26 protein-coding genes and 1 tRNA gene are annotated in these 26,253 nt (G+C 73.7%); 12 read left to right on the forward strand and 15 right to left on the reverse strand.

From position 1 onward, the window contains the following. Window positions 1-164: 164 nt before the first annotated feature. Window positions 165-1,325 carry an alpha/beta hydrolase family protein gene (locus tag DMP17_RS27035; protein WP_226368070.1) on the forward strand — a complete coding sequence of 387 codons (1,161 nt, stop codon included), beginning with the start codon at window positions 165-167 and terminating at the stop codon, window positions 1,323-1,325. 28 nt (window positions 1,326-1,353) lie between these two features. Here the strand turns inward: DMP17_RS27035 and DMP17_RS27040 are convergent, their stop codons facing one another. Then, complete coding sequence (locus DMP17_RS27040; protein WP_226354490.1) at window positions 1,354-1,758, reverse strand: hypothetical protein; 405 nt, start codon at window positions 1,756-1,758, stop codon at window positions 1,354-1,356. A gap of 43 nt (window positions 1,759-1,801) precedes the next feature. Here DMP17_RS27040 and DMP17_RS27045 point away from each other — a divergent pair, with 43 nt between their 5' ends. Then, a complete protein-coding gene (locus tag DMP17_RS27045) occupies window positions 1,802-2,347 on the forward strand; it encodes a peptidylprolyl isomerase (protein ID WP_226354491.1) in 546 nt (181 codons plus the stop codon). 37 nt (window positions 2,348-2,384) lie between these two features. Next, on the forward strand, window positions 2,385-3,491 hold the full coding sequence (locus tag DMP17_RS27050) for a rhomboid family intramembrane serine protease (protein ID WP_337830977.1): 1,107 nt from the start codon (window positions 2,385-2,387) through the stop codon (window positions 3,489-3,491). A gap of 113 nt (window positions 3,492-3,604) precedes the next feature. Here DMP17_RS27050 and DMP17_RS27055 read toward each other — a convergent pair whose 3' ends face one another. The 10 genes from DMP17_RS27055 to DMP17_RS27100 all read right to left on the reverse strand — a co-directional run bounded on the left by DMP17_RS27055 (window position 3,605) and on the right by DMP17_RS27100 (window position 15,368). Further along, entirely contained in the window at window positions 3,605-4,081 is a 477-nt protein-coding gene (locus DMP17_RS27055) for a PH domain-containing protein (protein WP_255656684.1), read from the reverse strand. Between the two features lie 62 nt (window positions 4,082-4,143). Next, window positions 4,144-4,404 (reverse strand): cell division protein CrgA, encoded by a 261-nt coding sequence (gene crgA / locus DMP17_RS27060; RefSeq protein WP_226354494.1) that lies wholly within the window; start codon window positions 4,402-4,404, stop codon window positions 4,144-4,146. Between the two features lie 204 nt (window positions 4,405-4,608). Beyond that, entirely contained in the window at window positions 4,609-5,244 is a 636-nt protein-coding gene (locus tag DMP17_RS27065; protein WP_226354495.1) for an aminodeoxychorismate/anthranilate synthase component II, read from the reverse strand. 19 nt (window positions 5,245-5,263) lie between these two features. After that, window positions 5,264-7,228: a Stk1 family PASTA domain-containing Ser/Thr kinase gene (gene pknB / locus DMP17_RS27070; RefSeq protein WP_337830978.1), complete on the reverse strand. Its 1,965-nt coding sequence runs from the start codon at window positions 7,226-7,228 to the stop codon at window positions 5,264-5,266. Then, window positions 7,225-8,976 (reverse strand): protein kinase domain-containing protein, encoded by a 1,752-nt coding sequence (locus DMP17_RS46475; RefSeq protein ID WP_443217913.1) that lies wholly within the window; start codon window positions 8,974-8,976, stop codon window positions 7,225-7,227. The genes pknB and DMP17_RS46475 overlap by 4 nt, the downstream gene beginning before the upstream one ends. Before the next feature lie 40 nt (window positions 8,977-9,016). Then, on the reverse strand, window positions 9,017-10,486 hold the full coding sequence (locus tag DMP17_RS27080; protein WP_226354497.1) for a peptidoglycan D,D-transpeptidase FtsI family protein: 1,470 nt from the start codon (window positions 10,484-10,486) through the stop codon (window positions 9,017-9,019). Continuing rightward, entirely contained in the window at window positions 10,483-11,970 is a 1,488-nt protein-coding gene (locus DMP17_RS27085) for an FtsW/RodA/SpoVE family cell cycle protein (RefSeq protein WP_226354498.1), read from the reverse strand. Before DMP17_RS27085 ends, DMP17_RS27080 begins: the two co-directional genes overlap by 4 nt. Then, window positions 11,970-13,310, reverse strand: coding sequence for a PP2C family protein-serine/threonine phosphatase (locus tag DMP17_RS27090; RefSeq protein WP_062399101.1), 1,341 nt, complete (start codon window positions 13,308-13,310; stop codon window positions 11,970-11,972). The genes DMP17_RS27085 and DMP17_RS27090 overlap by 1 nt, the downstream gene beginning before the upstream one ends. Before the next feature lie 134 nt (window positions 13,311-13,444). Next, window positions 13,445-13,918, reverse strand: a complete 474-nt coding sequence (locus DMP17_RS27095) for an FHA domain-containing protein FhaB/FipA (RefSeq protein ID WP_226354499.1) — start codon at window positions 13,916-13,918, stop codon at window positions 13,445-13,447. Window positions 13,919-14,030: 112 nt separating this feature from the next. After that, the gene (locus DMP17_RS27100; RefSeq protein ID WP_226354500.1) at window positions 14,031-15,368 is read right to left on the reverse strand and encodes a DUF3662 and FHA domain-containing protein; all 1,338 of its coding nucleotides are present in this window, start codon (window positions 15,366-15,368) and stop codon (window positions 14,031-14,033) included. Window positions 15,369-15,631: 263 nt separating this feature from the next. Here DMP17_RS27100 and DMP17_RS27105 point away from each other — a divergent pair. Continuing rightward, a tRNA-Leu gene (locus tag DMP17_RS27105) sits at window positions 15,632-15,717 on the forward strand. Window positions 15,718-15,856: 139 nt separating this feature from the next. Here DMP17_RS27105 and DMP17_RS27110 read toward each other — a convergent pair. Continuing rightward, the gene (locus DMP17_RS27110) at window positions 15,857-16,483 is read right to left on the reverse strand and encodes a uridine kinase (protein WP_226368075.1); all 627 of its coding nucleotides are present in this window, start codon (window positions 16,481-16,483) and stop codon (window positions 15,857-15,859) included. A gap of 51 nt (window positions 16,484-16,534) precedes the next feature. On the opposite strand from DMP17_RS27110, the gene DMP17_RS27115 reads away from it, so the two are divergent. Genes DMP17_RS27115 through DMP17_RS27135 form a run of 5 tightly spaced genes read left to right on the forward strand, consistent with a single transcriptional unit; the run spans window position 16,535 to window position 20,464 of the window. Continuing rightward, on the forward strand, window positions 16,535-17,317 hold the full coding sequence (locus DMP17_RS27115) for an IclR family transcriptional regulator (protein ID WP_208820399.1): 783 nt from the start codon (window positions 16,535-16,537) through the stop codon (window positions 17,315-17,317). Window positions 17,318-17,335: 18 nt separating this feature from the next. Continuing rightward, window positions 17,336-18,115: an enoyl-CoA hydratase/isomerase family protein gene (locus tag DMP17_RS27120; protein WP_337830979.1), complete on the forward strand. Its 780-nt coding sequence runs from the start codon at window positions 17,336-17,338 to the stop codon at window positions 18,113-18,115. Between the two features lie 60 nt (window positions 18,116-18,175). Continuing rightward, window positions 18,176-19,318, forward strand: a complete 1,143-nt coding sequence (locus DMP17_RS27125) for a 5-methyltetrahydropteroyltriglutamate--homocysteine S-methyltransferase (RefSeq protein ID WP_337830980.1) — start codon at window positions 18,176-18,178, stop codon at window positions 19,316-19,318. A gap of 19 nt (window positions 19,319-19,337) precedes the next feature. Then, the gene (locus DMP17_RS27130) at window positions 19,338-19,679 is read left to right on the forward strand and encodes a TfoX/Sxy family protein (RefSeq protein ID WP_226354504.1); all 342 of its coding nucleotides are present in this window, start codon (window positions 19,338-19,340) and stop codon (window positions 19,677-19,679) included. A 32-nt stretch (window positions 19,680-19,711) separates the two neighbouring features. Next, a complete protein-coding gene (locus tag DMP17_RS27135) occupies window positions 19,712-20,464 on the forward strand; it encodes a class I SAM-dependent methyltransferase (protein ID WP_226354505.1) in 753 nt (250 codons plus the stop codon). A gap of 85 nt (window positions 20,465-20,549) precedes the next feature. Here DMP17_RS27135 and DMP17_RS27140 read toward each other — a convergent pair whose 3' ends face one another. The 3 genes from DMP17_RS27140 to DMP17_RS27150 all read right to left on the reverse strand — a co-directional run bounded on the left by DMP17_RS27140 (window position 20,550) and on the right by DMP17_RS27150 (window position 23,469). Next, a complete protein-coding gene (locus tag DMP17_RS27140) occupies window positions 20,550-21,293 on the reverse strand; it encodes an iron-sulfur cluster assembly protein (protein ID WP_179761465.1) in 744 nt (247 codons plus the stop codon). Continuing rightward, window positions 21,290-22,357 carry an amidohydrolase family protein gene (locus DMP17_RS27145; RefSeq protein WP_226354506.1) on the reverse strand — a complete coding sequence of 356 codons (1,068 nt, stop codon included), beginning with the start codon at window positions 22,355-22,357 and terminating at the stop codon, window positions 21,290-21,292. Before DMP17_RS27145 ends, DMP17_RS27140 begins: the two co-directional genes overlap by 4 nt. A gap of 83 nt (window positions 22,358-22,440) precedes the next feature. Next, entirely contained in the window at window positions 22,441-23,469 is a 1,029-nt protein-coding gene (locus tag DMP17_RS27150) for an NAD(P)-dependent alcohol dehydrogenase (RefSeq protein ID WP_226354507.1), read from the reverse strand. Window positions 23,470-23,657: 188 nt separating this feature from the next. Between DMP17_RS27150 and DMP17_RS27155 the strand changes: the two genes are divergently transcribed. From DMP17_RS27155 to DMP17_RS27165, 3 genes are read left to right on the forward strand one after another with little or no spacing between them, the layout of a single operon-like run. Continuing rightward, window positions 23,658-24,113, forward strand: a complete 456-nt coding sequence (locus DMP17_RS27155; RefSeq protein WP_073573749.1) for a DUF4442 domain-containing protein — start codon at window positions 23,658-23,660, stop codon at window positions 24,111-24,113. Window positions 24,114-24,139: 26 nt separating this feature from the next. Beyond that, entirely contained in the window at window positions 24,140-24,799 is a 660-nt protein-coding gene (locus tag DMP17_RS27160) for an NAD(P)H-binding protein (protein WP_337830981.1), read from the forward strand. A gap of 19 nt (window positions 24,800-24,818) precedes the next feature. Next, window positions 24,819-26,225 (forward strand): dihydrolipoyl dehydrogenase family protein, encoded by a 1,407-nt coding sequence (locus DMP17_RS27165; RefSeq protein WP_337830982.1) that lies wholly within the window; start codon window positions 24,819-24,821, stop codon window positions 26,223-26,225. Window positions 26,226-26,253 lie beyond the last annotated feature (28 nt).

Genomic DNA, 26,253 nt, shown 5'->3' on the forward strand with positions numbered 1-26,253 from the left:
GATCCACATCGGTCAGTTGCGTTCCGCAGTCATCCGATAGCGATCTTCACCCGTACGAGTGGCAACCTGAGAGGGGGCTCGCACGTACGGCCCCTTCTCGTCACTCCAGCAGGCATCAGGTGGTCCGCTCGCGGCACCCGTACGCGGGGGAGCAGGATGAGTGTGTGCGCGCGCCGAGCTCCTCCGTCCGCCACTCCGTCCGTCGTTCGGCGCCCGTCGCGGGTGCGCTGGCCGGGGCCCTGGGCGGGGCGGGGGGCGCCGCCGCGGCCGCGATCGGCTGGCACTACTCGACGATCCTGCTGCACCCGTCGCCGCACCCGGGGCTGCCCGAGCGGGTCGTCGCCACCGGGGACGGCACCGTCGAGCTGGCGCGGACCCGGCTGTCCGCGCAGCCGGGTGTGTGGGGGCTGCGGGGCCCGGCCGGGCTCGCCGTCGTCGGTCCGGTCCTGGACCGCGGGCGCCGCACCGTCGTCCGGGAGCTGCGTGCCGGCCCGGTCCCGGCGACCGGCCCCGCGGTGCTCGACGCCGGCCCGTTCGACCCGGACCCGTCCGCGCGCGGGCTGCCCTTCGACGACGTCCGGGTGCCCACCGACCTCGGCCTCGCCCCGGCCTGGCGCATCCCCGCCCCGGACGGCGGTGACCCGGACACCTGGGCGCTGTGCGTGCACGGCCGTGGCGGGACCCGGCGCGAGGCACTGCGGATCCTGCCCGCGCTGCACGCGGCCGGGCTGACCCAGCTCGTCGTCAGCTACCGCGGGGACGGGACCGCCCCGGAGTCACCGGACGGGCGTTCGCACCTCGGCGACACCGAGTGGCGCGACATCGACGCCGCCGCGGCCTACGCACTGGTCCACGGCGCGCGCCGGCTGGTGCTGGTCGGCTGGTCGATGGGGGCCGCGGTGGGCGGGGCGTTCCTCGACCGGTCCCCGCACGCCGACCTCGTCGACGCCGTGGTCTGGGACGCGCCGCTGCTCGACTGGCGTCGCACGCTGCGCAGGCAGGCCCGCAACCGGGGTCTACCGCCGACCCTCGCCGGGGTCGCGGCCCGGTTCACCGCGCGCCGGATCGGGATCGACCTCGACCGGTTCGACCTGGTCCGGCGCCCGCCCGCGGTCCGCCCGCCGACGCTCGTCCTGCACAGCGACGCCGACACCGCCGTGCCGGTCACGCTGAGCCGGGACCTCGCCGCGACCGCCCCCGAGCACGGCTGGCCGGTCACCTACCGGGAGTTCTCCGGTACCGAGCACACCGGCAGCTGGAACGCCGATCCCGACGGCTACGAGGCCGCCGTGACCGGCTTCCTGCGGACCCTGCGGCCGGCCTGACCCGCCCGCTCCGGGACGGGCCCGGGGGTCAGTGACCGCTCGTCTGCGACCGGCCCTGGCCGATCGGCTTGCCGTGGATCTGGTCGTCGGTCGGCGGGGTCGTCGGCACCGGGGTCCCCGGGTCCACCTCGCGCTCGCGCTGCAGGACCGTCGCCCAGCCCCACACCGCGGCCGCGGTCAGCAGCAGGACGGCCACGATCCACGGGGCCCGGCGCACCCGCGCCGGGGTCGGCTCGACGACCTCGGCCAGCGCGTGGCGGGCGTCGTGCACCGAGCCGGACACCACGTCGGACAGGCCGGACAGGCGGGACGAGACCCCTCCCGCCACGGCGTCGGCGACCGCGCCACCGGCGATCCGGCCGGCGTCGGCGAAGGTGTGCACGGCCTCGGCCGCATCCTTGCGGGCACGGGCCCGCGTCCTCTCGGCACTCATGTTCCGGACCTGCTTCCCACGGATGCGGCTGCTTACTGGCACGATGGTAGCCGTGACGGAACCAGGAAACGCCAACACGACGGCCGTCCTGCACACCTCCGAGGGCGTCGTCCGCATCGTGCTGTTCGGCGACCACGCGCCGAAGACGGTCGCGAACTTCGTCGGCCTCGCGGAGGGCAGCAAGGACTACACGGGCCCGAACGCGAGCGGCGGCGACTCCGGGCCGTTCTACGACGGTTCGATCTTCCACCGGGTGATCAGCGGCTTCATGATCCAGGGCGGCGACCCGACCGGTACCGGTCGCGGTGGCCCGGGCTACCAGTTCGGCGACGAGTTCCACCCGGACCTCAAGTTCGACAAGCCCTACCTGCTGGCCATGGCCAACGCCGGGCCGGGCACCAACGGCTCGCAGTTCTTCATCACGGTGGGCAACACCCCGCACCTGAACCGGCGCCACACCATCTTCGGTGAGGTCGCCGACGCCGAGTCGCGGGCCGTCGTGGACGCCATCGCCCAGACCACCACCGGCCAGGCCGACCGGCCGCTGACCGACGTGGTCATCGAGAAGATCGAGATCGAGCGGTCCTGACCCCGCAGGTCTCCGACCACCGAGTGGACGGGCCGTGGTGAACGGACGACCCGACAGCAGCGGATCCGGGACACCCGGCGAGCCCGAGGGCGGGCCGGGTTCCCCCGGCCCCGCGGGCACGCCGTACTACCCGGCGCCGCCCGGCTACCCGCAGCCCCAGTGGCCGCCGCCGGGCGCGCCGGGCGGTCCGCCCTGGGCCGGCTCCGGCGCGGCGTACGGCGGGGCCCCGGACGGCGGTGCCACGCACGGCATGCCGCACGGTGGTCCACCGCCCGGTGGGGTCCCCGGGCCCGGTGCCGGTGCGGTCTGCGTCCGGCACCCCGACCGGCCCACCGGGCTGGCCTGCTCGCGCTGCGACCGGCCCGCCTGCCCCGACTGCCTGCGGCCGGCCCCGGTCGGTCAGCACTGCGTGGACTGCCTCGCCGAGGGCGCGCGGACGACTCCGCGCTGGCGCAACGTCGCCGGTGCGAGCCGCACCGGGAAGCCGGTGATCGTCCCCGGGCTGATCGTCGCCAACGTGGTGGTCTACGTGCTCACCGCGGTCACGGCGGGCAGCGTGATGTCCAACTTCCGCTCGCCCCTGTTCGACGCCGGGGGGCTCGTCCCGCTCCTGGTCGCCGACGGCGAGTACTGGCGGATCATCACCTCGGGCTTCCTGCACATCGGCCCGCTGCACCTGGCGTTCAACATGTACGCCCTGTGGATCATCGGCCGCGAGGTCGAGACGGTCCTGGGCCGGGCCCGGTTCGTCGCCGTCTACGGCGTCTCCATGCTCGGCGGTGCGGCCGCGGTCATGCTCTTCAGCTCCCCGGTCGGGGCGACCGCGGGCGCCTCCGGTGCGGTGTTCGGGCTGATGGGGGCACTGTTCGTCCTGTTGCGGCGGCTGAAGCTGCCGACCGGGCAGGTCGTCGCCGTCATCGCGATCAACGCCGTGATCAGCCTCAGCATCCAGGGGATCTCCTGGCAGGGGCACCTCGGCGGGCTCGTCTTCGGCGCCGCGGTCACCGCGGCGCTGGTCCACCTCGGGACGGGGTCCCCGCAGCGCAGGCGGACCCAGCTGCTGGCGGTCTCCGGGCTGGCCGTGCTCGCGCTGGTACTGATCGGGGTACGCGCCGCGGGGCTGCTCGCGGCCGCCGGCGTCTGAGGCGTCGCGCCGCCCGTACCCCCGCTCGCCGGTGGGTCTCCGTCGTTCGGGCTGCCCGCCGACCCGGGCCGTCGGGGGCCGGATCCGGTGCTCGCCGAGGTGCGGGTGGCGGGTCAGTGCCCGGGTGGGCCCGCGTCGCCGGGGCGGTGGCCCGGGCGCAGGGCGGCGAGGTCGTCGAACACGTCGACCGGGTCCGTGCCCAGCTCGGCCCGGCCGAGGATCACGAGCCGCTCGCGGTCGTCGACGTCGCGCAGCTCCAGCTCCAGCAGCACCGACTCGCGGCCCAGCCTGCGGGTCCGCAGCAGCCGCAGGTCGTCCACCCGCCCCCAGGGCACGTGCCGGGTCCAGGTCAGCCTGCGGACCGTCAGCCCCTCGGGGCCGGCCTCCAGCCGGGGCCGGGCACGGGTCCCCGAGGCCGCGGCCAGGGTGAGACCGAGCGCCGCGACGCCCGCGACGAGCGCGCCCGCCGCGTCCGCGCCGGAGACGAGCACCGTGACCGACCAGCCGGTCGCGGCGACCGCCAGCACCCAGAGCACGACGACCGCGCCCACCGGCGTCGACCACCGAAGTCGATCACCCTGTGTGGTCATGTGAAGTTGTCCACAGGCTCCATCCACATGGTGGACAACTCACATCCGTGTATTTCTGCTGGTCAGCGCCACCGCATCGTCATCAACAGGCCGATCACGATGAGTGAGAACCCGATGATGAAGTTCCAGTTGCCCAGCGCCAGCATGAACGGGATGGACGGACCGGCCAGATAGTTGATCACCAGCCAGGCCAGGCCGAGGACCCACATCGCGACCATGACGGCGATGTAGGCCGGGTGTGTCGGTCCCGCGACCTTCTGCGGGGTGCGGCTGACCGGGGGCGGGGTGTAGGCCGCCTTCTTGCGGACCTTCGACTTCGGCATCTGACCTCATCGCCTGTCGGAGTCGGACACGGGTCCGGCCGGTGCGCCGGCCGGGGGCGGGACCTGCGACGGGGCACCGTGGTCGGGGGACGTGGCGACCCGGACAGATCCGCCACCACGGTAGCGCGACCGCGTCGCCGTCCGGGTCACACCGGCGACACAGGCGTCACACGTCACGGGGACGTCGGGTGGTGCGGGCGGGGATCAGACCCCGGCGACCAGCCCGGCCATCTCGTCGGACAGCCGTACGACCAGGTCCTCCGGCACGTCGTAGCCGGCCTGGCGCAGCCAGTTCGCCAGCATCCGGTGCCCGCCCTCGGTCAGCACGGACTCCGGGTGGAACTGCACGCCGGAGATCGGGAGCTCCCGGTGCCGCACGGCCATGATCAGGCCGGTCTCGGTGTGGCCGGTCGCCTCCAGCTCCGACGGCAGACCGTCGGGCGCGATCGTCAGCGAGTGGTAGCGGGTGGCCGTGAACGGCGACGGCAGCCCGGCGAGCACACCGGTGCCGTCGTGGAAGACCTCCGAGGTCTTGCCGTGCAGCAGCTCGGGCGCGCGCTCCACGACCCCGCCCCAGGCGGTGGCCAGCGCCTGGTGGCCGAGGCACACGCCCAGCAGGGGTGTGCCGCGCTCCGCGGCGCGGCGGATGACCTCGACGCTGCGACCGGCCCGCTCCGGGGTCCCCGGACCGGGGCTGACCAGGACGGCGCCGACCTCGTCGAGCTCGTCGAGCTCGACCTCGTCGTTGCGCCGGACCACCGGGTCGGCACCGAGCTGGGCCAGGTACTGGACCAGGTTGTAGACGAAGCTGTCGTAGTTGTCGACGACGAGTACGCGCACGGTCCCTCCCGGGAAATCGTCAGTTGAACGGGAAGCCGTTGCTGCCGTTCTCCCCGTCGCTGCTGCTGCCACCGGAGTAGCTGCCGACGGTGAGGGTGACGGTCTGGCCGCTCGAGGCCTCGGACCCGCCGGACGGGCTCTGCTGCAGCACGACGCCGTTCTGCGAGGAGTCCGAGACGTCGACCTGGCGGATCGACGGGCTCAGCCCCGCCTCCTGCAGCGTGCTGATCGCGCTGTCGACGCGCTGACCGACGACGTTGGGCACCTGGTTCTGGTTCCCACGACTGATCTGGATCGTGATGGTCTGGTCGGGCGCGACCCGGGTCCCGGCCGACGGGTTCGTGCCGACCGCCTGGCCCGCCGAACCGCTGCTGTCGACCTCGGTCGTGGAGATCGACCGGAAGCCGGCGTTCTGCAGCGTCGCCCGGGCGGCGTCGGCCGACTGGCCCGCCACGTCCGGCACGGCGACGGTCTGCTGCTTGCGGCCCACCACCAGCGACACCGCGGTGTTGCCCGAGACCTGCTGGCCCGGCCCCGGGTCGGAGGTGATGACCTTGCCGACCTGGCTGGAGTCACTCGTGTCGCGCTCGGTGCGGCCGCCGACCTGCAGGCCGGCCTCCCGGAGCTTGGCCTCGGCCTCGTCCGGGGACAGGCCCTCCACGCTCGGCACCGTGACCTGCGCGGGCCCGCTGCCGACGTAGACCGTCACACGGCTGTTCTCGGCGACCTGGTTGCCGCCGCCGGGGTCGGTCCGGACGACCTTGCCGACCTGTGCGACGTCCGACGGCTGGTCCTGCTGGGAGAACAGCAGCCCGGCCTGGGTGATGGTCTGCCGGGCCTGGTCCGGGGACTGGCCGAGCACGTCGGGCACCGACACCTGGTCCGGGCCCGAGGAGGAGAACAGCTGGAAGCCGACGAAGCCGAGCAGGCCGATGACCGCGAGCGCGGCGACCCACAGCAGGGCCTTGCGCCGTCCCCCGCGGCCCTCGTCGTCGGCGTAGTCGGGGTGGTGCGGCGGCATCGTGTGCCGGCCGGTGGGCGGGCCGCCCGCGTCGAGCCGGCGCGTCGCCATGGCCTGGGTCGCGCCGTCGTGGGCCATCATGTGCGTGCGCTCGTGCTCGCTCATGACCAGCGGCGCGTGCACCGGCTCGCCGTTGCGCACGCGGACCAGGTCCGCCCGCATCTCGGCGGCCGACTGGTAGCGGTTGGCCGGGTTCTTGCTGAGCGCCTTGAGCACCACCGCGTCGAGCGCCGGGGGCACCGACGGGTTCAGCTCGGACGGGGCCCGGGGGTCCTCCCGCACGTGCTGGTAGGCGACCGCGACCGGGGTGTCCCCGGTGAACGGCGGCTCGCCGGTCAGGAGCTCGAACAGCACACAGCCCGCGGCGTAGACGTCCGAGCGGGCGTCCACGGCCTCGCCGCGCGCCTGCTCGGGGGACAGGTACTGCGCCGTGCCGATGACGGCGGCGGTCTGGGTGACGTTCTGGCCCTCGCCCAGCGCACGGGCGATGCCGAAGTCCATGACCTTGACCGCGCCGACGCCGTTGATCATCACGTTCGCGGGCTTCACGTCGCGGTGGATGATGTTGTGCCGGTGCGAGAAGTCGAGCGCGGCGCAGACGTCGGCCATCACCTCGACGACCCGCTGCTGGGTCATCGGGCCGGTCGTCTTGACGATCTCGCGCAGCGTCTGCCCGTCGACGAACTCCATGACGATGTAGGGCAGCGGCCCGAACTCGGACTCGACCTCGCCGGTGTCGTACACCGCGACGATCGCCGGGTGGTTCAGCGACGCCGAGTTCTGCGCCTCGCGGCGGAAGCGCAGCTGGAACTGGGGGTCGCGGGCCAGGTCGGCGCGCAGCACCTTGACCGCCACGTCCCGGCCGAGCCGGGTGTCGAGGCCGCGGTGGACCTCGGACATGCCGCCGTAGCCGAGCGGGTCGCCCAGCTCGTAGCGCTCGGAGAGCAGTCGCGGTGTCGTCATCGGTTCAGATTCCCGTACTCATCGAGTCCGTCGGAGGCGTGCTCATCATGCCGGTCGGCGCTCACTGCCGGTCCCGTACGGGCGACATGTGCGCCGGAGCGACCGTTCGGTGGGATCACCGGGACATCACCGGGCACCTCCGGTCGATCTTGGGCACGGGGGACGGCGAACGGCTCCGCCGGGACCGCCGGTCCCGTGGACCCGGCCGAGGGGCCGGCCGCGGTCGCCACGGTACCGGGCGCGACCCCCAGCGATCCGGGCCGCATGTCGTCGGGCGAGGCGCCCCTCAAGATCATCACGGCCAGGAGCACGGCGGCGAGCGTGAGGATCACGAACAGCACGGCCAGCCACGCCTTCGACCGTCCGGAGCGCTGCGGGCCGAGATCGAGCGGGCCGGACGGGTGCTGCTCGGGCATCCGGTCGGCGGAGGCGTTGCGGCGCACCGGCGGACGCGTCGGCGCCGATCGCTGCTGCCCCGGGACCCCGGGGCCGGTGGGTGGCCCGCCCGGACGACGGCCGCCCGGGAGACCGCCGCTGTGCGGCCCGGTGTGCGGCGGCCGCAGCGGGGCACCGTAGGGCGGCGAGCCCGGGGGCACCGGGACCGGCCCGGACCAGGACGGCGTGCCGCCCGGGGTGCGCGGTCCCTGCGGCCGGCCCGGCGCGCCACCGGGGTACGGACCGGTGACCGGGCGGGACACACCCTGGTCCGGTCCGGTGCGGCGGGCGCCGTCGGGGCCGGGGTCACCGGTGCGCGGACCGCGGTCGGCGGTGTCGGGACCGCCCGCCGACGGGCCGTCGTCGCCGGTCCCCGGCCCGGTCTCCTGCAGGGCGTGCCGCGAGCCGGTGCCGTCGTCGCCGCGGAAGTCGGGGGCGTACCCGCCGGGGGCGGGGATGCCGGGCGGCGGCGGCCGGTGCCCGCGCCGGACCGCGGCGACGGCGTCGGCGAACTCGGCGCCGTCGGCGTAGCGCTGCTCGGGGTCCTTGACCAGCACCGAGGAGACCAGCTCGCGGACCCGCTCGGGGATCTCGTCCGGCAGCGGCGGCGGGTCGTCGCGGACCTGCATCATCGCCACCGCGACCGCGCTCTCGGCGCGGAACGGCCGCACCCCGGCCAGGCACTCGTAGCCGACGATGCCGAGCGAGTAGACGTCGCCGGACGGCCCGGCCTCCTCGCCGGAGGCCTGCTCCGGGGCGATGTAGTGGGCGGTGCCCATGACCATCCCGGACCGGGTCACCGGGACGGCGTCGGCGGCCTTGGCGATGCCGAAGTCGGTCAGCTTCACGACGCCGTCGGTGCGCAGCAGGATGTTGCCGGGCTTGACGTCGCGGTGGACGAACCCGCGCTCGTGCGCGGCGAACAGCGCCCGGCCCGCCTGCTCGAGGATGTCGAGCGCCTCGTCGGCGGGGATGGGCCCGCGCCCGATCCGCGACGACAGCGGCTCACCCCGGACGAGCTCCATCACCAGGTAGGCGGTGCGCCCGCCACCGGTGGGGCTGTCGTCCTCGCCGTAGTCGTGCACGGCGGCGATCCCGGCGTGGTCGAGCGAGGCGACGGTGCGGGCCTCGATGCGGAACCGGTGCAGGAACTCCGGGTCGTCGGAGAGCTCCGCCTTGAGGACCTTCACCGCGACGCTGCGCCCGAGCCGGGTGTCCGAGGCCTCCCAGACCTCGCCCATCCCGCCGACCGCGATCCGCCGGTCCAGCTGGTAGCGCTCGGAGATCAGCTGCCCGGCCGACAGGGCGCTCACGGGGCCGCCGGGGACCTGCGCCGGGCCGGGTCCCGCGGGCTCACTGGGCGTCCCGCAGCGCCTCGGCGATCACGGCCCGCCCGATCGGGGCCGCGACCGAACCACCGGTCGCCTCCAGCGCCCGGTCGCCGCCGTTCTCGACGAGCACCGCCACCGCGACCTTGGGGTTGTCGGCCGGGGCGAACGCCACGTACCAGGCGTGCGGCGGGGTGTTCTTCGGGTCGGTGCCGTGCTCGGCGGTACCGGTCTTCGACGCGATCTGGACGCCGGTGATCTTGCCGCCGCCCGAGGTCCGGTCCTCCGAGCCGACCATCAGGTCGGTCATCGTGCGGGCCACGTCGGCCGGCATCGACCGCGACATCCGGTCCGGGTCGGTGGTGTCGACGACGTCCAGGGTCTGGCTCTGGATCTCCTTGACCAGGTGCGGGGCCATCGTCTGGCCGCCGTTGGCGATCGAGGCGCCGATCATCGCCAGCTGCATCGGGGTCAGCCGGACGTCGCGCTGCCCGATCGCGGACTGCTGGGTCGAGGGGGTGTCGGACATCGGGCCGACCTGCGACGCCGTGACGGGCATCGGGATCTGCAGGTCGGTGCGGCCGATGCCGAACGCCTCGGCCTGGGCCCGGAGCTTGTCCGGGCCGAGCTCACCGCCGAGCTGGGCGAACGCGGTGTTGCAGGAGCGCGCCAGCGCCTCGCGCAGCGATGCCGTCGCCCCGCCGCCGCAGGCCGAGCCGTTGTAGTTCTCCAGGGTGGTCGTGGAGTCGGCCAGCTGGATGTTGCGGGCGGCCGTGAGCTGGCTGTCCGGGGTGTAGCCGTTCTGCAGGGCGGCCGCGGTGGTGACGAGCTTGAACGTCGAGCCGGGCGGCTCGATCTCGTTGATCGCCCGGTTGGTCATCGGGTCCGGGTCGTCGGCGCCGTAGCGCTTCCACGCCTCCTGCTGCTGCGCCGGGTCCGGCGAGGCCAGCGGGTTCGGGTCGAACGACGGCGTCGAGGCCATCGCCAGGATCTCCCCGGTCTGCGGCACCAGCGCGACGACGGCGCCGGTGTACCCGCGGGAGGCCAGCCCGTCGTAGGCGGCGCGCTGCACCTCGGGGTCGATGGTGGTCACCACGTTGCCGCCCGCCGGGTCCCGGCCGGTGATGAGGTCCGACAGCCTGCGCACGAACAGCCGGTCGTCGGTGCCGTTGAGCACCTCGTCGGTGGACCGCTCGAGTGCGGTCTTGCCGTACACGGTCGACAGGAAACCGGTGATCGGCGCGAACATCTCGCCCTGCGGGTACTGGCGGGCGAACCGCAGCCGGCCGTCGCTCTCGACGCTCTGCGCGAGGACCTGCCCGCCGGCGACGATCTGGCCGCGCTGACGCGAGTACTCGTCGATCTGCGAGCGCTGGTTGCGGGAGTCGTCCCGGTACTGGCCGGCCATGACCACCTGCACGTAGGTGATGTTGCCGAGCAGGACCACGATCATCACCATCACGGCGAGCGCCACGCGGCGGACCGGGCGGTTCACGTCTCGCTCCTCTGGGCGGCGGTGTCGGCGCGGTTGTCGTCACGGGTGTCGGAACGGCCCGTCCCGGGACGCTGGACGAGCTCGGTGCTGGCCTCGGCGATCGGCGCCCGCGGCTTCGCGGGCCGGACGGGCAGCGGTGCCCGGGCCACGTGCGAGATCCGCAGCAGGATCGCCACCAGCACGTAGTTCGCCAGCAGCGACGAGCCGCCGTAGGACAGGAACGGCAGCGTCAGACCGGTCAGCGGGATCAGCTTCGTGACCCCGCCGATGACGACGAAGATCTGCAGCGCCACCGAGAACGACAGCCCTGTCGCGAGCAGCTTGCCGTAGGAGTCGCGCACGGCCAGCGCCGACCGCAGCCCACGGGTGATGAGCACCAGGTAGACCAGCAGGATCGCGGCCAGCCCGATCAGCCCGAGCTCCTCGCCGAGCGAGGAGAAGATGAAGTCGGACTCGGCGAAGGGCACGATGTCCGGCCGTCCGGCACCCAGGCCGGTCCCCCCGACGCCGCCGGTGCCGAGCCCGAACAGCGCCTGCGCGAGCTGGTAGCCGCCGCCGCTGAAGTCGGCGAACGGGTCCAGCCAGATCCGCACGCGGGTCTGGACGTGGTCGAACAGGTTGTAGGCGACGACGGCACCGCCGGAGAACGCCAGCAGCCCGATCACCATCCACGACACGCGTTCGGTCGCGGTGTAGAGCAGGACCAGGACCAGGCCGAAGATCAGCAACGAGCTGCCGAGGTCGCGCTGGAGCACGAGCACGCCGACCGACAGCCCCCAGGCGACGAGCAGCGGCGCCAGGTCACGGGCGCGGGGCAGCTCCATGCCCAGGAAGCGGCGGCCCGCGGTGGAGAGCAGGTTGCGCTTCTGGACCAGGTAGGCCGCGAAGAAGATGATCAGCAGGATCTTGGAGAACTCGCCGGGCTGGATGCCGGGGCCGCCCGGGATGCGGATCCACAGCTTGGCCCCGTTGACCTCGGAGATCGACGACGGCAGGAACGCCGGGATCGCCAGGAAGACCAGGCCGACGAAGCCCGCGGTGTAGCCGTAGCGGGCCAACGTGCGGTGGTCCCGGACGAAGAACAGCACCAGCGCGAACAACGCCAGGCCGGCGACGGTCCAGGTGATCTGGGCGCCGATCAGCCCGCTCGGCACCGGGCTCCCGGTGGCCTCCGCGCGGGCGGCCTTCGCCAGGTCGAGCCGGTGGATCATCACCAGGCCGATGCCGTTGAGCAGGGCGACCGACGGCAGGATCAGCGGGTCGGCGTAGGGCGCCAGGAAGCGCACCGCCACGTGCGCACCCGCGAACAGCACGAGGTACGCCAGACCCACCCACAGCAGGTCGGTCGTCAGCGACTGCTCCTGGTTCGCCTCCACCAGCACCAGCGCACCGGTGGTGAGCACGGCGGCCAGGCCCAGCATCAACAGCTCGATGCCGCGGCCGGTGGGCGTGGTCTGCTCCGCAGCGGAGCTGCCCGTGGCCATCAGCCGTCGAGCCGGCAGTTCCGGCCCGGCTCGGGGGTCGCGGTCGGCAGCGGGGTCGTCGTCACCGGCGGGGCGCCGGGCACCTGGACGACCGCGGGCGGCTGCGGCGGGTTCAGCGTGGAGCAGAGCGGGAGCATGCGCTCCCGCAGCCGGTCGACGGTCTCGCGGGCACCGGTCTCGCCCTCGTCGGAGACGATGCCGTCGGTAACCTGGCTACGGACCGCCTGCGGCAGGTCGTCGAGGCCGATGTCGGTGGACTCGGCCACCCGCTGCAACGGGACACCGAGCACGTTGCCGCGCACACCCTGGTAGATCGCGACCTGGTTCTGGTCGACGGCCACGTAGTACTGCTGCAGCACCAGCGCCCGGGCGACGAACACGCCCGCCACGAGCACCACGAGCACGCCCAGCAGGGCGAGCACCGGGCGCAGGCCGCGCCGGCGCCGCGGCTCCTCCGCGGCGGCGGGCTCCAGCCGCACCGGCTCGGTGCGGGGCAGCGTGGTGGCCGCGGCGCGCTGCGCCGAGGAGTGCGGGGTCCGCTCGTCGTGGCGGTAGTCGCCGTCGCCGGCGCGCGGGTTGCGGCCCGCCGAGCCGCCGATGATCGGGGCGTCGTCGGCGTAGTCGACGTCCACCACGTCGGCGACGATGCAGGTGATGTTGTCCGGCCCGCCGCCGCGCAGCGCCAGCTCGATCATGCGGTCGGCGCACTCGCGCGGGTCGGCGTAGTCGGTCAGCGTGTCGTGCAGCGTCTCGTCGCTGACCGGGCCGGAAAGGCCGTCGGAGCACAGCAGGAAGCGGTCCCCGGCGCGGGCCTCGCGGATCGACAGCGACGGGTCGACGTCCTGCCCGGTGATGGCGCGCAGCAGCAGCGACCGCTGCGGGTGCGTGTGCGCCTCCTCCTCGGTGATCCGGCCCTCGTCGATCAGCGACTGGACGAACGTGTCGTCCTTCGTGATCTGGGCGAATTCGCCGTCGCGCAGCAGGTAGCAGCGCGAGTCGCCGACGTGGACCATGCCCAGGCGCGAGCCCGCGAACAGGATCGCGGTCAGCGTGGTGCCCATGCCCTCGAGGTCGGGGGCCTCGGCGACGTGGCGGGAGATCGCCTCGTTGCCGTCGTGGGTCGCCTCGCGGAGCTCGGCGAGCAGGTCGTCGCCGGGTACGTCGTCGTCGAGCGGGGCCAGTGCGGAGATCACCAGGGACGAGGCGACCTCGCCCGCGGCGTGGCCGCCCATGCCGTCGGCGAGGGCGAGCAGGCGGGGGCCCGCGTAGACGGCGTCCTGGTTGTTCTGCCGGACCAGTCCGCGGTCACTGCGGGCCGAGTAGCGCAGCACCAGTGTCACGGGGCGGCTCCGGCTTCGGTCGGGGCACGTCGGGCGGATCCCGCGCCGCGGGACCGGTCGGACGGCCGCGGCACCGGGGGAGCGGTCGGTCGCGCCGGGCTCACGGTCGGTACCTCATGGTCGGTCCGTGTCCGTCACGATCGCAGCTCGATCACCGTCTTGCCGATGCGGACCGGTGTCCCCAGCGGGACCCGGGTGGGCCCGGTGACCTTATTACGTTCCAGATAGGTGCCGTTCGTCGACCCGAGATCCTCGACGTACCAGTCGTCGCCCTGCTGCGAGATGCGTGCGTGCCGGGTGGAGGCGTAGTCGTCGTCGAGCTTGAGGGTCGAGTCGTCGGCGCGGCCGATCAGGATCGGCCGGGAGTCGAGCGTGATGCGGCTGCCGGCCAGCGGGCCCTGGGTGACGAGCAGCTGGCGGGCCACCTTGCCGCGGCCACCGCCGCGGACCCTGGCGGCCCGGCCCCCGCCGGCACGGCCGGGTGCGGTCGTCCGGAGACCGGACGCGGCGTAGAGGTCGGAGCGGACCACCTGGAGCGCGAGCAGGACGAACAGCCACAGGAGGGCAAGGAAGCCGCCCCGGGTCAGTTGCAGTACCAGTTCCGGCACGTCGTCCTACTCGCCCTTCTCGTGTTCCTGCACGCTCCGCCCGCCCGGTGGATCACCGGGCGGGCGGGGACGCACCGCTGTCGCTGCGCGGACTCCGCTCCGCGGGTGTGGCTCAGCCCTGGGTGCGGAACACCAGGCTGGAGTGACCCACGCGGATCACGTCGCCGTCGGTCAGCTGGCAGGACTGCACCGGGGAGTTGTTCACCGTGGTGCCGTTGGTCGAGCCCAGGTCGTTCAGGGTCGCGACCTGGCCGTCCCAGGTGACCTCCAGGTGCCGGCGGGACACGCCGGTGTCCGGGAGCCGGAACTGGGAGTCCTGACCGCGGCCGATGACGTGGGTGCCCTCGGCCAGCTGGTAGTTGCGGTTCGACCCGTCGTCCAGGATCAGCATCGCGGTCAGCTGCGCCGGAGCGCCCCAGCCGCCCTGGCCGCCGTAACCCTGGCCGTCGTAGCCCTGGTCATAGCCGCCCTGCTGGTAGCCCGGCTGGGCGTAGCCCTGCTGCTGGCCGTAGCCGCCGTCGTAGCCCTGCTCGTAGCCACCCTGCTGCGGGTAGCCGGGCTGGGCGTAGCCCTGGGGCTGGCCGTAGCCACCCTGCTGGGGCTGGCCGTAGCCGTCGTAGCCCTGCTCGTAGCCCTGCTGGGGGTAGCCACCCTGCTGGGGCTGGCCGTAGCCCTGCTGGCCGTACTGGTCGTACCCGCCCTGCTGGGGCTGGCCGTAGCCGCCCTGCTGGCCGTAGCCCTGCTGCTGGCCGTACTGGTCGTAGCCGGGCTGCTGCTGCTGGTCGTACCCGGGCTGCTGCTGGCCGTAGCCCTGCTGGGGCTGGCCGTACTGGTCGTAGCCGGGCTGGCCGTAGCCGCCCTGCTGCTGCCCGTACTGGTCGTACCCGCCCTGCTGCTGCTGGCCGTAGCCGCCCTGCTGCTCCTGGTCGTACCCCTGAGGCGCGTAGGTCTGCTGGCCGTACCCGCCGGGTGCGCCCCGGTCGTATCCGTACTGCCCGTTCTCCTCGGGGTGGCCCGGTTGCTGGCTCATGGGTGCTTCTCCTGCGGTGCGTGCTCGGTTGGCGGCCCGACGGGAAGCGTCGGGGTCGACAGCGGAGCGGGTGCGGAATTGTCCCGTGTGCAGCGCCTCGGAGCGCTCCAGAAAGACTACGACCTCACCGTAGGTGTCCCAGCCCTGGTCGGTGAGTTCCTTCGCCACGTGCGACGAGAGGGATCGGACGACCCCGTCCTCGTCGCCCGCCATCCGGTCGAGATCGCTGGGGCTGAGCAGAACGGTGTACCGGTTGGGCGCCAGCTGGCGACCTCCGGCGAGCTGCTCGACGTTGTCCTCGGCTTCCCTCAGCAGTGCCTGTGCGACTTCCTGTGGGACGACACTGCCCCCGAAGACCCGCGCGAAGGCGTCGCCCACGAACCCCTGAAGTCGGCGCTCGAAGCGGTCCACGCGGCCCAAAAGATCTCCTCCATCCGCATCGGCGTGTCGGTGATGTGCGACCGATCGTATCTGTGTTATCCGCCGGGCACGGCGGGGCCCGGCACGAGCGGGCGACCGGCCCCGCAGTGCCACCGACGTGCTCCCCTCCGATCTACCCGGCCCGGAGCCGCGGCGCATCCCGGTGTCCCGCCCGCCGTGACCCCCTCCAGCTGGTGATCGACGGGCAGGGGACCCCCCTGCGAACGGCTGCCGAGCGGGGTGCTAACTTTCTCGTGTCGCTCGGGCGAGTGGCGGAATGGCAGACGCGCACGGTTCAGGTCCGTGTGTCCGAAAGGACGTGAGGGTTCAACTCCCTCCTCGCCCACCACCTCCCCTCATCGGGGATTCTCCCCCTCCGGCGGTCACCACCGCCATCGCGAGATCGGTTCCGGGTGTAGCCCGATCCGGTCTCGCTTTTCGTTTTCCCGGGTTCCGGCCACGCTCCGTGCCCGGACGCCGTGCGCCGATCAGGCGTCCCGCAGCGCCGGGCGGTCGGGATGATCGGCCATCACGAGCACATCGGCGAACGAACCGGGGTCGCCCTCGCTCTCGTAGCGGGCGTACGCGGCGGCCGTCCAGGCGTCGTCGGGGGGCAGCAGGCGGCGCAGCGCGGCCCCGCCGACGCGCAGGTGCACGGTCAGCTCGGCGGCCAGGCCCCGGCCCAGCAGCCGCCCGCCGGCGAGCAGCACCACCCCGTCCGGCCCGAGCGGCACCGGCTCGTCGCGGTAGGCACGGTCGCGCACCGTGTCGCGCAGCCGGGGCAGCACCAGGCCGCTGCCGTCGGGGCCCATCGGGGCGAGGACCTCGCGGCGCAGCGCGGGCTCGTCGAGCCAGCCGTCGAGGAACATGTCCGGGTCGGTGCGGCCGAGCTCCAGTCGGACCGACGCCGGTCGCAGGAAGTCGTCGGCGTCCACCGCCAGGGCCGGTCGGCCGCCGGAGCGCAGCCGCTCCGCGACCGCCCGGGCCAGCTCCAGCGGGGCCGCGGGCGGGGCGCCGTCGACGAGCACGCGCACCCGCCCCGACGGCTCCCCGGCGCGTTCGGCCAGGTGCGCCGCGAGCCCCGCCCGGTCGACGGGCCGGAACGCCCCTGCCATGTCGTCCTCCCGGTCCTGGCGTGCCCTCGGTCCCGCAGCGACACTAGGCGGATGGTCGGCGACGGCGCGGGAGCGGTGCTGCGCCGAGCGCTGCGGGTCCTCGAGGCGGTCGCCGAGGCGGGCGACGGGGTCAGCGCCAAGGCGCTCGCCCGCCGGCTGGAGCTGCCGTTGCCGACGGCGTACCGGTTGCTGGGGACGCTCGTCGAGGAGGGCTACCTGGTCCGCCTGCACGCCGAGCGCGGGTACGGGCTCGGCTACCGCGTCGTCGGGCTGTACCGGGGGATGACCGACCCGATCGTGCCGCCCGCCCCGGCCCGGGAGGTGCTCGCCGAGCTGCACACCACGGCCCGCGCGGCGGTGGTGCTGGCCGTGCTGCGGTCCGACGACGTCGTCGTCGCCCACACCGAGACCTGTGCGGCGCACCCGGGCCCGGGCGCGGTGACCGGGGAGCCGCTGCCCGCGCACGCGACCGCACCGGGCAAGGCACTGCTCGCCGGGCTCGACGCCGGACGGCTGGCCGACGTCCTCGGCGTCGGGCACGGGCCGCTGGCGCCGCTGACCCCGCACACCCTCACCGACCGGCGGCTGCTCGACCGCGACCTGCTGCGGGTCCGCTCGGCGGGGGTCGCGGTGGAGGTGGAGGAGCACGCCCGCGGCCGGGCCGGGCTCGCGGTCGCGGTGCCGCACCCGGGCGGCGGGGCCGCGCTGTCGGTCGTCGTCAGCCGGGCGGACTTCACCGGGCGCCGCTGGGAGCTCGAACGCGCGGTGCGCGAGGCCGCGGTGCCGCTGGCCCGGCACCTGGCCGCGGCGCCGGGGGTCGCCGCGTCCGGCTGAGCCCGCCAGGATGGTCCGATGGCCGACGGGGTGCGCTACGAACGCGACGGGCACGTCGCGACGATCACCTACGACCGCCCGGAGAAGCGCAACGCGATCGACGGGGACATGCGGCGCGCGATCAACGCCGCCTGGGACCGCTTCCGCACCGACGACGAGGCGTGGGTCGCGATCGTGACCGGCGAGGGGCCGGCGTTCTGCGCCGGGGCGGACATGCGCTCGACCACCGGCAACCCGGCGGGCGACTTCCCGGGCAGCTTCTTCGAGCGGCCGACGGTGAACTCGCTGGAGAGCGGCTGGGAGATCTTCAAGCCGATCGTCGCCGCGGTGAACGGGCCGGCCGTCGGCTACGGCGTCACGCTGCTGACCTGGTGCGACTTCGTGATCGCCTCGGACCGCGCCACCTTCTCCTTCCCGGAGGCCCGGCTGGGCGTCCCGACGATCGTCGGTGCCCTGCGGCTGCCCCGGATGATCGACCGGCAGTACGCGATGGAGCTGCTGCTCACCGGCGAGACGATCGACGCGCGGCGGGCGCACGAGATCGGCCTCGCCGGGTGGGTCGTGCCGCACGAGGAGCTGGGTGACGCCGCCCGCGACCTCGCCCGGCGGCTCACCGCGGGGGCGCCGCTGGCCCAGCGTGCGATCAAGGAGATGGCGGTGCGCGGCCCGGAGATGGGCACCACCGAGGCGATCCGCTTCGGCGAGACGCTGCGGAAGGTCGTCGCGACCACCGAGGACGCGGCGGAGGGTGCCGCCGCGGCCCGGGAGAAGCGGCCCCCGCACTGGCGTGCGCGATAGACCTTCCATTCTCCGGAAGTGACGTCGGCGGACATGCGGACACGGCGATACGTTCGCCCGATGCCGGAGAAGACAGTGGAGTCGCTCGTCCGCACCGTCCCGCCGTTCCGGGCCGACCACGTCGGCTCGCTGCTGCGCCCGCCCGCCCTGCTCGCCGCCCGGGAGCGGCACGCCGCGGGCGAGCTCGACGACGCGGGCCTGCGCGCGGCCGAGGACGCCGCGATCACCGACGTCGTCGCGCTGCAGGAGTCGGTCGGCCTGCGCTCGGCCACCGACGGCGAGTTCCGCCGCACCTCCTGGCACATGGACTTCATCTACGCCCTCGGCGGCGTCACGAAGACCTCCGGCCGGGTCGAGGTCGCGATGCGCAACGCGGCGGGCCAGAACAACTTCACCTCCGCCGGGATGGCCGTCGACAGCCGGGTGCACCTCGACGAACCCGTCTTCGCCTCGGCGTTCGAGTACCTCGCCGCGCAGGTCACCACGGCGACCCCGAAGCTCACGATCCCCTCGCCGAGCATGGTCTACGCCCGCGGCGGCCGGTCGGTCATCTCCACCGAGGTCTACCCCGACGTCGAGGAGTTCTGGTCCGACCTGTCGGCCGCGTACGCCGACCAGCTCCGCGCGATGTACGACCGCGGCTGCCGCTACCTGCAGCTCGACGACACCGCGCTGGCCTACCTGAACGACCCGGCGCACCGCGCGCAGCTGGCCGAGAAGGGTGACGACCCGGAGACCCAGCACCTGCGCTACATCCGTCAGATCAACGCCGCGATCGCCGACCGGCCGTCGGACATGTACGTCACGACCCACATGTGCCGGGGCAACTACCGGTCGTCGTGGGCGGCGGAGGGCGGCTACGACCACGTCGCCGAGGCGCTGTTCGGCACGCTGGGCGTCGACGGCTTCTTCTGCGAGTTCGACGACGAGCGCTCCGGTGGGTTCGCCCCGCTGCGGTTCGTCCCGAAGGGCAAGCAGGTGGTCCTCGGGCTGGTCACGACCAAGTCCGGGGCGCTGGAGGACCCGGACGCGCTCAAGCGCCGGATCGACGAGGCGGCGCGGTACGTGCCGCTGGACCAGCTGTGCCTGTCGCCGCAGTGCGGGTTCTCCTCCACCGTCGAGGGCAACGAGCTCACCGTCGACGACCAGAAGCGCAAGCTGGAGCTGATCGTCTCGGTCGCCGAGGACGTCTGGGGCCGCTGAGGGGGCCATACTCGCCCGGGTGGCCTACGACGAGGGTCTCGCCGCCCGCCTCCGCAGCCTGCTCGCGGGGCGGCCGGTGACCGAGAAGAAGATGTTCGGCGGGCTCGCGTTCCTGCTCGACGGGCACATGGCCGTCGCCGCGAGCGGGCGCGGCGGGCTGCTCGTGCGGGTGGCCGCGGACCGCTCCGCGGAGCTGCTGGAGCGCCCGCGGGCCGAGCGGACGGTGATGGGCGGCCGCGAGATGGCCGGCTGGCTGTGGGTGACCGGCGAGCCCGACGTCGACGACCTCGACGGCCCGGAGCTCGCCGGCTGGGTCGCCGAGGCGGTCGCGGTCGTGGAGACGCTCCCGCCGAAGCGGTGACCGCGGCGCCGGGCCGGACTAGCGTCGGAGCCGTGAGCACCGCTGCCGCGTCCCCGCTGTTCGACCGTGTCCTGGCGGGCGCCGGCCCGGGCTCGCGGCTGCTCGACGTCGGCTGCGGGGCGGGGCGGCTGCTCGCCGACGCGGCCGCCGCCGGGCTGGCCGTCACCGGCGTCGACACCGAACCCCGCGCGCTCGCCGCGGCGGAGCGGGCCGCGCCCGGGGCGGACCTGCGGGTCGCCGACGCCCACGAGCTGCCCTTCGCCGACGACGCGTTCGACCTGGTCACGCTGGTGCAGGTGCTGGAGCACCTCACGAACCCGGTGCTCGCGCTGCGCGGGGCGGGCCGGGTGTGCGCGCCGGGCGGCGCGGTGCGGGCCACGGTCTGGGGCACCCCCGACGAGTGCGACGCCGCCGTCATCGGCGCGGCGCTCGCCCCGCTCACCGGGGCCGCGCCCGCGCCGCCGCAGAACAACCCCGGGCCGGACCGCAGCGGCGTCGGTGCGCCCCCGCTGACCGACCCGCGGCGGCTGACCCGGCTGGCGGAGCTGGCCGGGCTCGTGGTGCGGGAGGTCGCCGTCGTCCGGGTGCCGGTGGTGCACCCCGACCCGGACGACCTCGTCGCCGGGGTGCTCGCGTCCGGGCCGGGGCGGCACGCGGCACGCCACGCCGGTCCCGCCGCCGTCCGCGCCGCCCTGCTCGACGCCCTGGCCCCCTTCGTGCACGGGGACGGCTACCGCCTCACCGACACCGTCCGGGTCCTGGACGCCGCCCCGCCCGCGCGCTGATCCGCTCCCCGCCGGTGACCACCGCGGACACGGACGGGCCGCGTCCCCCGGTGGAGGACGCGGCCCGTGTCGTGGTGGTGCGGTGTCAGTGCCCGGCGGCCGCGGCGGGTGCCTTGTCGCCGTAGCGGATCTTCAACAGGCCCTTGCAGTACTCCCCGTTGGTCTCGATCCCGACCCGCTGCAACCGCGCGCGACGCAGGTGCAGCGGGACCTGCTCGACGGTCACCGCGGTGCCGTCGGAGTGGACCAGCAGCGGTGCGTCGTCGCCGGCGGGCAGGCCGATCGCCCTGCGGCGGGTCCGCATCCGGGTCAGCTCCTCGGTGTCGGCCTCGGTCCCGACCAGCTCGCCGAGCGTCAGCCCGGCCAGCTCGTCGGGTCCCCGGCCGGCGTCGACGAGCGGGCGGGCCACCCGGTCCTGGCCGGCCAGCGCGGCCTTGGCCAGGAACGTGTGCCGCAGCTCGTCGAGCTCGGCCGCGGCCTGCCCGTTGATCGAGCCCTCGAAGGACTTGACGAACCCGGCGTGCGCCGCGACCCCACCGTTGATCTCGTCGGAGGCGTGGTGGTCGGCCAGCGTCACCTCCGCCCTCGTCACTCCCGGTACCGCGGTCACCGCGTCGTAGGCGTCGGCGACCATCAGGAACGAGAAGTTCGGAGCGCAGAAGAACGTCGGCAGCCGGAGCCCGACGACGACCTCACCGGCGGGCGAGACCGACCACGACTCGACGAAGTCGAGCTCGGTGATCGGCTCGTCCAGCTCCGGGTCGAGCACCGTCCCCAGCGCGGACCACACGGCCTGCCGGAGCGGGCTCTCAGCAGGCCGCGGGGTCACGCCTGCGCCCCCGCCTTGTTGTCGACGAGCTCCTCACCCGGGGCCATGGCCTCGTCGGCCGTGGTGTCGGGCAGCCGGCACTCGGCCGGGACCTCGAGGTCGTAGAGCTTCGCCGCGTTGAGGCCGAGGATCTTCTTCTTCGACGCGGTGGTGAGGCGCGGGTAGTCGGCGAACTGGTCGTCGTCGGGCATCTGCCAGTCGACCAGGCCCTCGACCTGCCACTTCGGCGTCCAGATGTTGTAGTCGCTGCCGAAGGTCATCTTGTCCTCGCCGACCCAGAACAGCAGCTCGCCCATCACCTTGGCGAAGAACTTCGGACGGGCGTGCATCAGACCGCCGACGACGACCGACAGGCCGGCGTAGACGTTGGGCTCCTGCACCGCCATGAAGCAGAAGTCCTCGATGCGCGGCAGGCCGACGTGCTCGACGATGAAGTTCAGGCCCTGGAAGTCGGTGGCCGCGTGGTCGACGTCGGCGACGTCGAACGCGTCCTTGTCCAGCGGCCAGATCGTCGGGCCCTTGTGGACGTGGACGTTCTTGATGCCCAGCTCCTGTGCCCGCTCCAGGAAGCGGTAGCACTCCGGGTCGGTGAGCTTGAAGCCGCGGGAGCTGCCGTTCCACTCCGCGGTGTAGAGCTTCACGCCCTTGTGCTTGTACTTCGCGCAGTCCGCCTCGAACTGCTTCATGCCCTCGTCGCCGTCACGCGGGTCGAAACGCCCGTTGACGATGATCCGGTCGCCCCACTTCTCCAGCAGCGCCGCGTTCTGGTCGGCGGTGTTGAAGCCGTTCTTGTACCACTCCTTGAGGTACGTCGACTGGAAGACCACGTGGTCGACGTGGCCCTCGATGAAGACGTCGCGCTCGAAGTCGTCCTGCGAGACCTTGAGGTAGTGCTCCCAGTCCCAGTGGGTCTCGGGCGGGCCGAGCTGGTGGTAGCCGTAGAAGCAGTCGATCCAGCCCTTGGCGTACTGCTCGCGACCCTCGACCCAGTTCTCCCGGGAGGCGTCCCAGAAGTGGCTGTGGGAGTCGACGATGAAGTACTTCTCGCCGTCCTTCTCGTACATGTGGTTCCTCCTGCGTCAGCAGCTCTGCTGATCGGTGGTGGGTCAGGGAAAGAACGTTCGTCCTGTACGTACGTATGACTGAGTTACGGAACGAGGATCGCCCGGCCGCGGACCTTGCCCGCGTCCAGGTCGTGCAGGGCCTCCAGTGCCTGGTCGAGCTTGTACTGGACGGTGTGCAGGGTGACCTTCCCGGCCTGGGCCAGGACCATGAGCTCGGCGAGGTCGTTGTAGGTGCCGACGATGTTGCCGATGATGTTCTTCTCGCCGGCGACGAAGTCCAGCGTGGGGGCGGAGAGGTTGCCGCCGTAGCCGAGGACGAAGTTGTAGCCGGCCGGGCCGGTCATCGCCCAGGCGTCGTTCTCCGCGCCCTGCTCGGCGACGAAGTCGAAGACCACCGTGGCGCCGCCGCCGGTGAGCTCCTGGACGGCCTCGACCTGGTTCCCGTCGGCGACGACGGTCTCCTCGGCGCCGATCTGCTTCGCCAGCTCGAGCGCGGCCGGGTTCTTGTCGACGACGATGATCTTGGTGGCGGTGAGCGCGGCGAGCGCCTGGATGCCGATGTGGCCGAGCCCGCCCGCACCCTGCACGACCGCGGTGGTGCCCGGGTACAGGAACGGGACCGCCTTGCGGACCGCGTGGTAGGCGGTGATGCCCGCGTCGGCGAGCGCGGCGACGTCGGCCGGGTTGGTGTCCGGGTTCAGCTTCACGCAGGACCGCGCGGTGGTGCGCAGGTACTCGGCCATGCCGCCGTCGTTGTTCGACAGGCCGGGGAAGAACGCGTCCCCGGTGCACTGCATGTCGCGCCCGTAGCGGCACATGGTGCACAGCCCGCACGACGGCTGCGGGTGCAGGATGACGGTGTCGCCGACCTTGACGTTCGTGACGCCGTCGCCGATCGCGTGCACCCAGCCCGCGTTCTCGTGGCCGATCACGTACGGCAGGTCGGGGTTCTGGATGTCGGCCCAGTCCCCGTCGATGATGTGGAGGTCGGTGCGGCACACGCCGGCACCGCCGATTTTGACGATGACGTCGAGCGGACCCTGGATCGTCGGTTCCGGGATGTCGTCGATCTGGGGGTCCTGCTTGTACGCGTGCACCCGCACGGCCTTCACTGGCGGTACCTCCGAGCCTCGGACGCGCGGCGTTGCGCATCGTGGTGGTGGGACTTGGTGTGCCTGCTGTCACACCGATCTCAACCCCGTTGTGCACGACGGACAAGGGGGTTCGTTCTCGCGCAGCGAGAATCGTGAGGAACCGGGCGTCGCTTTCGCCGGAGGTTACCGACGAGTAGGGTCGAGTCATGGCTGATGACGCGAGCTGGGTGGCCGACGCGATGACGCAGGCGGTGCCGTGGGTGGGCACCGCCGGGATCACCTTCGGGTCGATCACGACCGACCGGGTCGAGGCGTTCCTCCCCGACCGGTCCGACCAGCACAACCACGTCGGCGGACCGCACGCCGCGGTGATGTTCGGACTGGGCGAGACCGCCTCCGGTGCGGTCGGCCTGGCCGCGTTCGCCTCGGCCGGGGACCGGGCCGTGCCGCTGGTCGTCCGGTCCGAGATCCGCTACCTCAAGCTCGCCAAGGGCGACCTCCGCGCCGAGGCGGTGCTGACCCGTCCGGCCGGTGAGGTGCTCGCCGAGCTCGACGCCGGGACGCGCCCGGAGTTCGCCGTCGACGTCACCATCACCGACGCCCAGGGTGTGCAGACCGGGGCCATGACGATCGTCTGGACGCTCAAGCCGAACAGGCGGTGAGCGTCCGTCCGGCCTAGCGTGGCCGCATGGACGTGGTGATCGCCGGAGGACACGGACAGATCGCGCTGCGACTGTCCACACTGCTCACGGGGCAGGGACACACGGTGCGCTCGATCGTGCGCAACCCCGACCACACCGACGACGTGGCGGCGACCGGGGCGAGCCCGGTCGTGGCGGACCTGGAGAAGATCTCCGCGACGGACCTCGCGACGCACCTGACCGGCGCCGACGCCGTCGTCTTCGCGGCGGGGGCCGGGCCGGACAGCGGCGTCGAGCGCAAGGAGACCGTCGACCGGGACGGCGCCACCCTGCTCGCCGACGCGGCCGCCGGGGCGGGCGTCCGCCGCTACCTGCTGGTCTCCTCGCCCGGGGTGGACGCCGAGCCCGACCCCGAGCGCGGCGAGGTGTGGGCCGCCTACCTCCGCGCGAAGAAGACCGCCGAGGACGCGATCCGCGCCGACACGCGCCTCGACGCGACGATCCTGCGTCCCGGGAAGCTCACGAACGACCCGGGTACCGGGCGCGTCACCCTGGCCCCGCCGCCGGTGGAGTACGGCGAGGTGACCCGCGACGACTCCGCCGCGGCCGTCGCCGCGCTGCTGGCGGCGCCGGGCACGGCGGGCACGACGCTGGAGCTGCGCGGCGGCGACACCGAGCTGGGTGACGCGGTCGCGGCCCTGGGGTGAGTGCGGAAGGGTCGGCCCCATGAGCGAGCAGAGCTACGACGTCGTCGTGATCGGGGCGGGCCCGGTCGGTGAGAACGCCGCGGGCTACGCGGTGGACGCCGGCCTGTCCGCGGCGCTGGTGGAGGCCGAGCTCCTCGGCGGGGAGTGCTCGTACTGGGCGTGCATCCCGTCGAAGGCGCTGCTGCGCACCCCGCAGGCCGTCGCCGACGTCCGGCGGCTGCCCGGCGTGCGGGCCGAGTTCGACCCGGCGAAGGTCCTCGAACGCCGCACGACGTTCACCTCCGACTGGGACGACAGCGGCCAGGTGCGGTGGGCCGAGGGCGCCGGTGCCGCGGTGCTGCGCGGCCGGGGCCGGCTGGCGGGGGAGAAGCGCGTCGTCGTGACCGCGGCCGACGGCGCCGAGACCGTGGTGACCGCGCGCCACGCCGTCGTCGTCGCGACCGGCAGCGTGCCGGTCGTCCCGCACGTCGCGGGGCTGGACACGGTCGAGTACTGGGGCTCGCGCGAGGCGACCTCGGCGACGGAGATCCCGCGCCGGCTCGGCGTGCTCGGCGGCGGTGTCGTCGGCTGCGAGATGGCGCTGGCCCACGCCCGGCTGGGCGCGCAGGTCACGCTGTTCAACCACGGTGACCGGGTGCTGCCGGGGGCGGAGCCGCAGGCCTCCGAGCGGGTCGCGGCCGGGTTGCGGGAGGCCGGCGTCGACCTGCGGCTGGGTACGGGCCTGGACGAGGTGCGCCGGAACGGGGACGCGACGGTGCTGCGCGGCGGCGGGGACGAGGTCGAGGTGGACCGGCTGCTCGTCGCGACCGGGCGCCGTCCGGCCACCGACGGGCTGGACCTGGACTCGGCCGGGGTGGGCCTCGGGCGGCGCGGCGAGATCGTCGTCGACGACTCGGGGCTGGCCGCGGGGGACTGGCTCTACGCCGTCGGCGACGTCAACGGGCGCGCCCCGCTCACCCACCAGGGCAAGTACCAGGCCCGGATCGCCGCGCACGCGATCGCCGCACGCGCCGCGGGCCGCCCGCTCGACGACGCCGCCTGGGGCGAGGACGCGGCGACCGCCGACCACCACGCGGTGCCCCAGGTCGTGTTCACCGACCCCGAGGTCGCCTGGGTGGGCCGGACCACCCAGGCCGCCCGCGCCGAGGGGCTCGACGTGCGGGTGGTCGACATGGACATCGCCGTCGCCGGGTCCTCGCTCACCGCGGACGACTGGTCCGGCCGGGTTATCGCCGTCGTCGACCCGCAGCGCGAGGTGCTGCTCGGGGTCACGTTCGTCGGGCCCGGGGTGGCCGAGCTGCTGCACGCGGCGACGGTCGTCGTGGTCGGCGAGGTGCCGCTGGCCCGGCTGTGGCACGCCGTGCCCGCGTTCCCCACGATCAGCGAGGTGTGGCTGCGGCTGCTGGAGACCTACCGCGCCGGATGAGGTCGTCCTGTGGGCCCGGGTGTCGGCC

This window comes from Pseudonocardia sp. TMWB2A (assembly GCF_017312135.1).

What these genes read in the sequence shown, in the direction of transcription:
- DMP17_RS27045 (WP_226354491.1), top strand. Translation starts at nt 1,802, where the DNA reads ATGGTAGCCGTGACGGAACCAGGAAACGCCAACACGACGGCCGTCCTG.
- DMP17_RS27125 (WP_337830980.1), top strand. Translation starts at nt 18,176, where the DNA reads ATGCCGGAGAAGACAGTGGAGTCGCTCGTCCGCACCGTCCCGCCGTTC.
- DMP17_RS27120 (WP_337830979.1), top strand. Translation starts at nt 17,336, where the DNA reads ATGGCCGACGGGGTGCGCTACGAACGCGACGGGCACGTCGCGACGATC.
- DMP17_RS27145 (WP_226354506.1), bottom strand. Translation starts at nt 22,357, where the DNA reads ATGTACGAGAAGGACGGCGAGAAGTACTTCATCGTCGACTCCCACAGC.
- DMP17_RS27115 (WP_208820399.1), top strand. Translation starts at nt 16,535, where the DNA reads ATGGTCGGCGACGGCGCGGGAGCGGTGCTGCGCCGAGCGCTGCGGGTC.
- crgA (WP_226354494.1), bottom strand. Translation starts at nt 4,404, where the DNA reads ATGCCGAAGTCGAAGGTCCGCAAGAAGGCGGCCTACACCCCGCCCCCG.
- DMP17_RS27040 (WP_226354490.1), bottom strand. Translation starts at nt 1,758, where the DNA reads ATGAGTGCCGAGAGGACGCGGGCCCGTGCCCGCAAGGATGCGGCCGAG.
- DMP17_RS27160 (WP_337830981.1), top strand. Translation starts at nt 24,140, where the DNA reads ATGGACGTGGTGATCGCCGGAGGACACGGACAGATCGCGCTGCGACTG.
- DMP17_RS27155 (WP_073573749.1), top strand. Translation starts at nt 23,658, where the DNA reads ATGGCTGATGACGCGAGCTGGGTGGCCGACGCGATGACGCAGGCGGTG.
- pknB (WP_337830978.1), bottom strand. Translation starts at nt 7,228, where the DNA reads ATGACGACACCGCGACTGCTCTCCGAGCGCTACGAGCTGGGCGACCCG.
- DMP17_RS27165 (WP_337830982.1), top strand. Translation starts at nt 24,819, where the DNA reads ATGAGCGAGCAGAGCTACGACGTCGTCGTGATCGGGGCGGGCCCGGTC.
- DMP17_RS27110 (WP_226368075.1), bottom strand. Translation starts at nt 16,483, where the DNA reads ATGGCAGGGGCGTTCCGGCCCGTCGACCGGGCGGGGCTCGCGGCGCAC.
- DMP17_RS27085 (WP_226354498.1), bottom strand. Translation starts at nt 11,970, where the DNA reads ATGGCCACGGGCAGCTCCGCTGCGGAGCAGACCACGCCCACCGGCCGC.
- DMP17_RS27055 (WP_255656684.1), bottom strand. Translation starts at nt 4,081, where the DNA reads ATGACCACACAGGGTGATCGACTTCGGTGGTCGACGCCGGTGGGCGCG.